At 75.9% G+C, this 9,297-nt stretch carries 9 protein-coding genes and 1 pseudogene; 6 read left to right on the top strand and 4 right to left on the bottom strand.

Annotated features, from left to right (window positions below; all coding sequences use genetic code 11):
- Window positions 1-176: 176 nt before the first annotated feature.
- The gene (locus tag AB2L27_RS10815; RefSeq protein WP_370441471.1) at window positions 177-545 is read right to left on the bottom strand and encodes a hypothetical protein; all 369 of its coding nucleotides are present in this window, start codon (window positions 543-545) and stop codon (window positions 177-179) included.
- Between the two features lie 191 nt (window positions 546-736).
- Window positions 737-1,345 carry a TetR/AcrR family transcriptional regulator gene (locus tag AB2L27_RS10810; RefSeq protein WP_370441470.1) on the bottom strand — a complete coding sequence of 203 codons (609 nt, stop codon included), beginning with the start codon at window positions 1,343-1,345 and terminating at the stop codon, window positions 737-739.
- A 21-nt stretch (window positions 1,346-1,366) separates the two neighbouring features.
- Here AB2L27_RS10810 and AB2L27_RS20165 point away from each other — a divergent pair.
- Window positions 1,367-1,705, top strand: a pseudogene (locus AB2L27_RS20165) (YbfB/YjiJ family MFS transporter); the annotation flags it as partial.
- Between the two features lie 68 nt (window positions 1,706-1,773).
- Window positions 1,774-2,544: a hypothetical protein gene (locus tag AB2L27_RS10805; RefSeq protein WP_370441469.1), complete on the top strand. Its 771-nt coding sequence runs from the start codon at window positions 1,774-1,776 to the stop codon at window positions 2,542-2,544.
- On the opposite strand, the gene AB2L27_RS10800 is transcribed toward AB2L27_RS10805, so the two are convergent.
- Both AB2L27_RS10800 and AB2L27_RS10795 read right to left on the bottom strand, forming a co-directional pair.
- Window positions 2,476-5,040 carry a glycoside hydrolase family 78 protein gene (locus AB2L27_RS10800; RefSeq protein ID WP_370441468.1) on the bottom strand — a complete coding sequence of 855 codons (2,565 nt, stop codon included), beginning with the start codon at window positions 5,038-5,040 and terminating at the stop codon, window positions 2,476-2,478. The genes AB2L27_RS10805 and AB2L27_RS10800 overlap by 69 nt on opposite strands.
- Window positions 5,041-5,156: 116 nt before the next feature.
- On the bottom strand, window positions 5,157-5,747 hold the full coding sequence (locus AB2L27_RS10795) for a TetR/AcrR family transcriptional regulator (RefSeq protein WP_370441467.1): 591 nt from the start codon (window positions 5,745-5,747) through the stop codon (window positions 5,157-5,159).
- Between the two features lie 142 nt (window positions 5,748-5,889).
- On the opposite strand from AB2L27_RS10795, the gene AB2L27_RS10790 reads away from it, so the two are divergent.
- The 4 genes from AB2L27_RS10790 to AB2L27_RS10775 all read left to right on the top strand — a co-directional run bounded on the left by AB2L27_RS10790 (window position 5,890) and on the right by AB2L27_RS10775 (window position 9,253).
- Complete coding sequence (locus AB2L27_RS10790) at window positions 5,890-7,164, top strand: MFS transporter (protein ID WP_370441466.1); 1,275 nt, start codon at window positions 5,890-5,892, stop codon at window positions 7,162-7,164.
- Between the two features lie 28 nt (window positions 7,165-7,192).
- Window positions 7,193-8,467: a glycoside hydrolase family 1 protein gene (locus AB2L27_RS10785; protein ID WP_370441465.1), complete on the top strand. Its 1,275-nt coding sequence runs from the start codon at window positions 7,193-7,195 to the stop codon at window positions 8,465-8,467.
- Window positions 8,445-8,609 carry a hypothetical protein gene (locus tag AB2L27_RS10780; RefSeq protein WP_370441464.1) on the top strand — a complete coding sequence of 55 codons (165 nt, stop codon included), beginning with the start codon at window positions 8,445-8,447 and terminating at the stop codon, window positions 8,607-8,609. Before AB2L27_RS10785 ends, AB2L27_RS10780 begins: the two co-directional genes overlap by 23 nt.
- Window positions 8,610-8,977: 368 nt before the next feature.
- Entirely contained in the window at window positions 8,978-9,253 is a 276-nt protein-coding gene (locus AB2L27_RS10775; RefSeq protein WP_370441463.1) for a hypothetical protein, read from the top strand.
- Window positions 9,254-9,297: the final 44 nt, after the last annotated feature.

Genomic DNA, 9,297 nt, shown 5'->3' with positions numbered 1-9,297 from the left:
CCCCCCCCCCCCCGGGCCCGGCGCCCGCCGGCGGTGCGGTCGGACGCGGTCGCGTCCGGGCCGACCGCCGGCGGTGCGGTGCGGGTCGTGCGGGTCGTGCTGGTCGTGCTGGTCGTGCTGGTCGTGCTGGTCGTGCTGGTCGTGCCGGTCGTGCCGGTCGTGCGGGTGGATCCGGCTCAGATGGCCAGGTCGCGCTCGAGGATCGTCAGCTGGCGACGGGCCATGGCCAGGTTCGAGGAGTCCTTCTTCAGGACCAGGTAGAGGAACAGGCCCTGGCCGGACTGGGACTGGATGAGGCGGATCAGGTGGATCTGGGTGCCGAGGGTGATGAGGATGTCCTCGATCTGCTCGTTCAGGCCCAGGCGCTGCATGGTGCGCAGCTTGGCGCGCACGACGTCGGTGTTGCCGGCGGCGGCGACGTCGAGGTCGATGGCCCCGCCGCCGACCTGGCCGAGCGACATGCCCGACTCGTAGTCGACGAGCGCGGCGGCGGTGGCGCCGTCGATCTCGAGGCAGGCCTTGAGGGTGGCGTCGACGTTGGTCACGTCTGTCCTTCCGGTCGGGGGACGCGGGCCGCGGCCGTTCCGCCGGCCGGTGCTGTCCCGTGCTGCTGTCCCCCGGTGCATCGACCCCGGCGGGCGTGGCCTGAACGTCGCCAGACGGGTGATTCCCACCGCGCAGAGCACCGCGAGCCCTGCCGCCCAGCCGGTCGCGGGCGTCGGGCCCCGGCGCTGCGTCAGCCCTGCGGTCCTGCGGCGCGGTGGCGGGCGACGGCGGCCAGGGCGAGGTCGCGCACCGGCGGTGGGGCGGGCCGCGCACCGCCGGTGACGGCGCGCCGGGCGCGGGCGGCGAGGGCGCCGTCGTAGAGGGTGAGCAGCTCGGTCGCCAGGGCCGCCGGGTCGTCCGCGCCGGCGGCGGCGGCGAGCTCGTGGAGGCGGTCCAGGAGCAGCCGGGTGTCCTCCAGGAGCCAGCGGTGCGCGGGGTGGTCGGGGGCCACGACCTCCACGGCCGCGGCCAGGAAGGCGCACCCGCGGGCCGGGCCGGGCTGGGCGGGGAAGACGTCCAGGGCCTCGAACAGCGCCACGGCGCGGGCGGCCGGGTCCGCGCCGCAGTCCGCCAGGGCCCGGTCCCACGCCGCGCGCCAGCGCTCGTGGCGCCGTTGCAGGTAGGCCGCGACGAGCGCGTCCTTGCCGCCGAAGTGCGCGTACAGGGTCGCCGGGGCGACACCGGCGCGCCGCAGGACGGCGTCCACGCCGGTCGCGGCGATCCCGCGTTCGGAGAACAGCTCCTCGGCGGCGTCGAGGAGGCGCTCACGGGCCGGTCGGCGTGCGGTCGTCGTCGTCACGGGTCTACTGTAACGACCATTATGGTGAACCGATCGTTACAGCAGCCCTCGCAGGAACGCCCCGCGGGCCGGCCCGGGCGGGCCCGCTCCCTCGTGGCCTCCGGGACCGGTCTCATCGCCGTGGCCTACGGCGTCGTCCGCCTCGGCTACGGCCTGCAGCTGCCGCAGCTGTCCGCGGAGTTCGCGCTCTCGCCCGGGACGGCCGGCGCCATCGCCTCCGGCAGCTTCGCCGCCTACTGCGTGGCCGCCCTGGCCGCCCAGCGGCTCATCCCCGCCCGCGGGGCGCGCGCCACGCTGTGGCTGGCCGCCGGCCTGGCCGCCGCCGGGGCCCTGCTCGTGGCGCTGTCGTGGTCCGCGGTGGCGCTCGCCGTCGGCGTGCTCGTCGCCGGGGCGCCGCCGGCGCGGCCTCCCCCGCCCTCGTCGTCGCCGTGGCCGGCACCGTCCGCGGCCCGCTGGCCGACCGGGCCCAGGCCGTGGTCAACGCCGGCACCGGGGTCGGGGTCGCCCTCACCGGTGCGGCGGTGCTGGCCGCCCCGCAGGTATGGCGCCCGGTGTGGGTCGCCGCCGCCGCGGCCGCCGTGCTCACCGCCGCCGTCGCCGACCGGTCGGCCACCTGGCCGGCGCGGACCCCGGAACCCTCCCCGGCGGTCCCGGCGGTCCCGGGCCCCGGGAACGCCACCCCGGGGTCCGCGCGCGCGGCGATGGTGCGCCCGGTCCTGGCCGCGGCCGTCGCGGGCCTGGGCAACGCGGCCGTGTGGACCTTCGGGCGCGACCTCATCACCACCACGGGGGGGCTGCCCGACCGCACGAGCGCGGCGCTGTGGGTGCTCCTGGGCGGGGCCGCCGTCCTCGGCGCCGCCAGCGGGGACGCGGTGCGCCTGCTCGGGCTGCGCCGCTCCTGGGTCCTCGCGGTCGCGCTGACGGCCACCGCCACCCTGGCCCTCGCCCCCGGCCAGGTGGTGCTCGCCGCCCTGACCGCCGGGCAGGCCCTGGGGGCCTCCGCGACCGGCGCCCTGGCCGGGTGGATCGGCCTGCCGGGCGCCTTCGGCGTGTGCGCGGCCGTCGTCCTGGGGGCCGCGCTGGCCCTGCCCGGGCGGTCCGGGCCGCCCGCCGCGGGGACGGGCGGGCCCTCAGGAACCCCCGCCGGGGAACGGGCAGGTGAACCGGTGCCGGCCGGAGACGACGGAGCGCACGGGTGAGCCGTCGGGCAGGTGCACGTCGGCGGTGACCGAGGGCGGGACGTCCACCTCCAGGACGAACTGCGTCCCGGTCAGCGTCCAGGACACCTCGGCGCGCCCGTACGGGGTCTCGTGGGCGGCCCGGGCCCACGCCAGCCCGGGGGTGGGCAGCGGGGCGACGCGCAGCGCCCGGTACCCCGGGGCCGCCGGGGCCAGGCCCGCGACCCGCCGGTGCAGGAAGTCGGCGACGGCCCCGAAGGCGTAGTGGTTGAACGAGGTCATCTCCCCGGGGTTGATCGACCCGTCCGGCAGCATCGAGTTCCAGCGTTCCCACACCGTCGTCGCGCCCATCGTCACCGCGTACAGCCACGACGGGCACTCCCGCTGCCGCAGCAGGTCCCAGGCGGTCTCGCCGTGCCCGGCGTCGGCGAGGGCGTCGCAGACGTGCGGGGTCCCCAGGAACCCCGAGCCGATGCGGAACCCGTCGGCGGCGACCTGGGCGGCGAGCAGGTCCCCGGCGTGGGCGACCTGCCCGGGGGCGAGCAGGCCGAAGCGCAGCCCCAGGGCGTAGGCGGTCTGGGAGGCGAACGCCGACCGGCCGCTCGGGGTGACGTACTCGGTGCGGAACCGGTGGGCGACCCGGTCGAACAGCGTGCCGTAGCGCTCGGCGTCCGCCGGCCGGTCCAGGACCACGGCGGCCTCGCGCAGGATGCGGGCGGACTGGGCCAGGTAGGCCGTCGCGACGGCCTGCCACGGCAGCCGGGCCGCCCAGGGCTGGTCATCGGGGGCGGCGGCGTCCAGCCAGTCCCCCAGCGACACCCCCCCGGCGGGGAAGTCCAGGTCGGCCCCGGCGCGGGCGGCCAGGACGTCGACCCAGCGGGTCATGGAGTCCCACTGCCGGGCCAGCAACCCGGTGTCGCCGTACCGCTCGTACAGCGTCCACGGCACGACGGTCGCCGCGTCCCCCCAGCCCGCCTCGGCACCGACGTCGGGGAACCCCTCGTCGACCTCCTTCCACGGGACCCACAGGGGCACGTCGCCGTCGGGGAACTGGTCGGCGGCCAGGTCGGCCAGCCAGCCGGTCAGCATGCCGCCGGTGTCGTACAGGAACGCCGCCGTGGGGGCGAAGACCGTGAGGTCACCGGTCCACCCCAGCCGTTCGTCGCGCTGCGGGCAGTCGGTGGGCACGTCGAGGAAGTTCCCGCGCGTGCTCCACACGACGTTCTCGTGCAGGCGGTCCAGCAGCGGGTCGGCGCACGCGAACTCCCCCGTCCGGCGCAGGTCGGTGTGCACGACCACGGCCTGCACCGCGGACGGGTCGAACTCCCCGGGCCAGCCCGCCACCTCCGCGTACCGGAACCCGTGGACGGTGAACTCCGGCTCCCAGGTGAACGCGCGCCCGTCCAGGACGACCTCGTCGGTGGCCCGGGCCGCCCGCAGCGGCCGGGTCCCCAGTTCCCCGCCCTCCAGGACCTCGGCGTGCCGCAGCGTGATCGTGCCCGACCCGGCGGGAACGGCCAGCCGCAGCCGGCCGACGAGGTTCTGGCCGAAGTCCAGGACGGTCCGGCCCGAGGGGGTGGTGAGGACCTCGGCGACGTCCAGGAGCGCGGTCCGGCGCACCGGCGGCCCGTCGGGGGCCACCAGGAGCGCCGGGTCCAGCGGGCGCACCCGCACGGGGTCCCAGCCGGAGTCGTCGAAACCGGGCAGGTCCCAGCCGGGCAGCTCCCGCGCCGCGTCGTACGTCTCCCCCATGAGCAGGTCGGCGCGGGTGGTGGGGCCGGGTGTGGAGCGCCAGGTGCCGTCGGTGCCGACGACGGTGCGCGAGCCGTCGGCATGGTCGAGTTCCAGCTGGACCAGGGCGGCGGTGGTGTCGCCGTACAGCTCCCGGCGGCCGCCGAAGCCCACGTAGCCGCGGAACCAGCCGTCGGCGAGCTGGACGCCCAGGACGTTCGGGCCCGGCCGGACCAGGTCGGTCACGTCCCAGGTGCGGTACCGCAGGCGGTGGGCGTAGCTGGTCCAGCCGGGGTGCAGGACGTCGTCACCGACCGCGGAGCCGTTGAGGCGCAGCGTCATCACCCCGTGGGCGGTGGCCCGGACCCGGGCCCGGAGGACACCGCCGGGCAGGTCGACCTCCCCACGCAGCAGCACCGCCGGTTCGCCGCCGGTCCCGGCGGGGGGCAGCACCGGGGCCACGAGGGCGGCGGTCCACAGGGCGGGGTCGAGCAGGCCGGTCTCCAGCGCGGTCGGCTCGCTCCACGCCGAGGGCCCGCCGCCCGGACCCCAGACCCGCACCCGCACGGTGCGCCGTTCGCGGCTGCCGAGGGGTTCGGCGGGCCAGGGGACGAGGACCTGCTCGGCCGAGGGCACCCGGCCGGTGCTGCGGGTGCCCTCCCCGGAGGTGACCTCGATCTCGTGGGCGGTCTGCCGCCAGCCGAGTTCAGCGGTCTCGGCCACCCAGGACAGCCGGGGGCGGGACGTGCCGATGCCGAGGGGTTCGCGGTGGTGTTCGACGGTCACGGGACGGACGGTCACGGGACGGACGGTCACGGGACGGACGGTCACGGGACGGTCGGTCACGGGACGGTCGGTGGGGGTCATCGTGCTCCTGGGGTGACCCCGCGGGGCGGGGTCGGTCAGAGGGGTTCGAGCAGGAGGGAGTCGAGGAAGGAGCGGATGTCGGCGGCAAGGTCGATCTCGAACCCCTGCAGCCACAGCACCTCCTGACCCTCGGTCACGGCGACGGCGCGCAGCGCGGCCGCGCGAGGGGTGAGGCCGGGGCGCAGACCGCCCTCGGCGGCGACCTCGGCGAAGGCGTCGGTCACCGCGTCGACGATGCGCCGGAACCGGACGGCGATGTAGTCGTGGGCCGGGTGACTGGCGTCGACGGCCTCGGTCGCCAGCCGGCGGTAGAGCTGGACCAGGCCGCGCCGGGACTCCTGGGTGCGGGAGATCTCGACGAGGCCGGCGAGGAAGTCCCGGCCGGTGCGGCCCTCCAGGAGGAGTTTGGCGCGGGCGTCGCGCTGTTCGAGGACGGCTTGCAGGAGGGCGGGTTTGCCTCCGGCGAAGTGGTGCAGGACCCCCGTCTGGCTGATCCCGACGACACGGGCGATCTCGCTGACGGAGCCGGCGGTGTAGCCGTCGCGGGAGAACACGTCGAACGCGGCGTCGAGGATCTGCGCGCGACGCTCGGCGCTCTTGCGGTACTCACCCCGGGGTCCGGCCACACCGGCACCGTAGCAGGGTCCCGACAAAAACATTTACCCCTCCATGTTTTCGTGGTAGCGTCGCCGCACCCCGACGACGGGGTGTGCGTTCGACGACGAACACGGCCGCGCAGGCGGCCACTACACCGGTGAGGAAGCCACCATGACCGTTCCCTCCCAGCCCCTCCTGCCCACCGAACTCCCCGACCCCGGCCCACCGGCGGTCCAGCCCCCCCGGGGCTTCGCGCTGCTCGCGCTGCTCGCCTGCGTCGGCGCAGGTGCCGCCCAGATGTCGGCGGCCCTGCTCACGCTGCCCCTCAAGGCGAACCAGCTCGACGCCGGCACGGCCGCCACGACCATCTCCCTGTCCACCAGCATCGCCGGGATCCTGACCCTGATCGCCCTCCCCGTGGTGGGGACGCTCAGCGACCGCTCCCGCGCCCGGATGGGGCGCCGCCGACCGTTCCTGCTGCTGGCCGCGATCGCCTTCGTCGCCGGCGGCGCCCTGCTCGTGGCCGCCCCGGACCTGCCGACCTTCGTCGCGGCCCACCTGCTCATCACCCTCGGGTTCGTCAGCGCGACGGTCACCTGCATCGCGCTGGTCGCCGACCAGCTCCCCGTCGACCGCCGTGGCCCCACCGCGGCCCTGATCGGCATCGGCACCCCCCTCGGCGCCCTCGTGGGCATGGCCGTCGCCGTCCCGTTCGGCGACGACCTGGTTCCGCTGGTGGGCATCCCCACCGCGGTCGCCGTCGTCTTCCCCCTGCTGCTGGCCGTCGCGGTGCGCGACGTCCGGCCGCAGAGCGCGCCCCCGGCGTTCGACCTGCGCCGGTTCGTGTCGGTGTTCTGGGTCAACCCCCTCAAGCACCCGGACTTCACCTGGGTCTTCACCAGCCGGATGCTCGTCTTCTCCGGCGTCGCCGCCCTGAACATCTTCCTGGCGCTCTACCTGATGCAGCACCTGCAGGTGGAACCGGCCCGGCTGAGCGTGGCGATCCTGCTGACCGTGGTCGTCAACGCCGGCGTCACCCTGCTCGCCGCGCCGGCCGTCGGCAAGCTCAGCGACCGCCTCGGCCGCCGCAAGCCCTTCATCGTCGCCGCAGCGCTGATCTTCGCCGCCGGGCTCCTGCTCGCCGCCCGGGCGTCCACCTTCGCCGAGTACGTGGTGGCCTGCGGGGTCGTCGGCCTCGGCCAGGGTGTGTACTTCGCCGTGGAGCTCGTGCTGGCCACCCAGGTCCTGCCCGACCCCGAGAACCCCGCCAAGGACCTCGGAATCCTCAAGATCGCCGACAACCTGCCCTCGACCTTCGTGGCCGCGCTCGCCCCGGCCCTGCTGGCGATCGGGGGCGGGGGGAACTACGCCGCCCTGTTCGTCGCCGGCGCCTGCGCGGCCGTCCTGGGCGGTCTCGTCATCTCGCTGGTCCGCGGCGCCCGCTGACCCACCACCGACCGACTGGAGAAGCACCGTGACCGAGTTCCCCGAGGGTTTCCTGTGGGGTGTCGCCACCGCCGGGCACCAGACCGAGGGCGGCAACACCGCCGGCGACACCTGGTTCCTGGAGAACGTCCACCCCACGCTCTTCCGGGAACCGTCCGGCCCGGCGTGCCGCAGCTACGACCGGTACGAGGAGGACCTCGACCTCGCCGCTGGGATGGGTCTGAACGCCTACCGGTTCTCCGTGGAGTGGGCCCGGGTCGAACCCGCGCGGGGGGAGGTCTCCACCACCGCCCTCGACCACTACGAGCGGGTGGTCGACGCCGCCCTGGCCCGCGGCCTGGCGCCCGTCGTGACCTTCAACCACTTCACCTCCCCGCACTGGTTCTCCGCGGCCGGGTCCTGGCTGGCCCCCGACGCCGCGGACCGGTTCGCCGACCAGGTCGACCGCGTCGTGGCCCGGTTCGGCGACCGGATCCACACCGCGGTCACCCTCAACGAGCCCAACCTGGAACAACTGCTCCAGGCCGGCGGTAAACTGCCCCCGGCCGCCGAGCAGCTCAAGGTGGACATGCTGGCCGCGGCGGCCCGGGCCGCGGGGACCGAGCGGTACTTCTCCTCCAACGTCATCCCCGCGGCGTTCCAGGACGAGTTCCGCGAGGCGTTCACGATCGCCCACCGCGCGGGCCGCGCCGCCGCCAAGGCGCGTCGCGCCGACCTGCCGGTCGGGATCTCGCTGGCCGTCGCGCACGAGGTGGCCCGGCCGGGGGGCGAGGCCCGCCGCGACGCCCGCCGCGCCGCCGTCTACGACCACTGGCTGCGGGTCGCGCGCGAGGACGACTTCGTCGGCGTCCAGAACTACGAGACGTTGTTCCACGGCCCGGACGGGGAGGTCGTGCCGGACGGGGCCCGCAACGGGATGGGTTCGGTGATCGACCCCGGCTCGCTGGCCGGTGCCGTCCGCTACGCCCACGAGGTGTCCGGGGTTCCCGTCCTGGTCACCGAGCACGGCCTGCAGACCGACGACGACGCCCAGCGCGCCGCGTTCCTGCCCGCGACCCTGGACCGGCTGGCCACCGAGATCGACGCCGGGACCCCGGTCCTGGGGTACTGCCACTGGACGCTGCTGGACAACTTCGAGTGGATCTTCGGGTACGGCCCCAAGCTCGGGCTCGTCGCCGTCGACCGCGAGACCTTCACCCGCACCCCCAAACCGTCCGCCACGGTCTACGCCGACTGCGTCCGCCGGGCACGGGGCGGACGCAGGACGGCCGGAGAACGACGTGACCTTCCAGTACCTGCGTGACCCCGACGGCCGCCCGGCCTGGTCGGGAAACCTGCCCGGGCGTCCCGACCCGTTCTTCCCGAGCCGGGGCGAGGGTGAGCACGCCAACCCCTGCGGGGACCTGTTCACCCTCCTGCTCAGCGGGGAGGAGACCGAGGGGTAGTTCGGGATGTTCACCAGCGAGTACCCCGCCGGGGACGCCATCCCGACCCGCTCCCACGCCGGGACGCACGAGGTGCTCCACGTGCTCGACGGCACGGTCAGGTTGTTCGTGCAGGACCGCAGCGGCCGGCAGCGGCCGGTAGCGGACCCGGCTGCCGCGCACGGGCGACGTCGGTCTCGCCCCCCCGGGCTGGCCCACGCCTACCGGGTCGAGGAGGCCTCCCGCCTCCTGGGCGTGGTCTGCGCGGGTTTCGAGCGGTTCCCTCCACGGATGGGCGCGCCCACCGACCACCTCGGGGAACGACCGCCCTACGTCCCGGCGGTCCCCGACCTGCTCGCCGCCGGCCGGGCCCGGACCCCCTCACGTCGGTGCTGCCGGCGCTGTCCGGCGTCGGGGTGTGGGGGGAGTCCGCGGGCGGGCACCTGGCCCTGGGGCTCGGCGTGGGCGAACCCGGGCTGGGCCCGGTCGTGTCCTGGTACGCCCCCACCGTCCTGACCGTCCTGGCCGCCGACGACGGGTCCGACCCCGGGGACCCGCTGTCCCGGGAGGCCTGGCTGCTCGGCGCACCGGTGCCGCAGGTCCCGCAGCGGGCCGCCGGGGCGCTCGTGGGGCACCGCACCTGGGCGGGGGCCGACCACCTCTGACCCGGCGACCACCTCTGACCCGGACCGCGGGCTCCCCACCCCGG

Origin of the sequence: Kineococcus halophytocola, assembly GCF_041276425.1 — a bacterium.
GTDB classification, from domain to species: Bacteria; Actinomycetota; Actinomycetes; order Actinomycetales; family Kineococcaceae; genus Kineococcus; species Kineococcus halophytocola.
The sequence above is the reverse complement of the archived record's forward strand: the minus strand, read 5'-3'. Positions and strand labels throughout refer to the sequence as shown.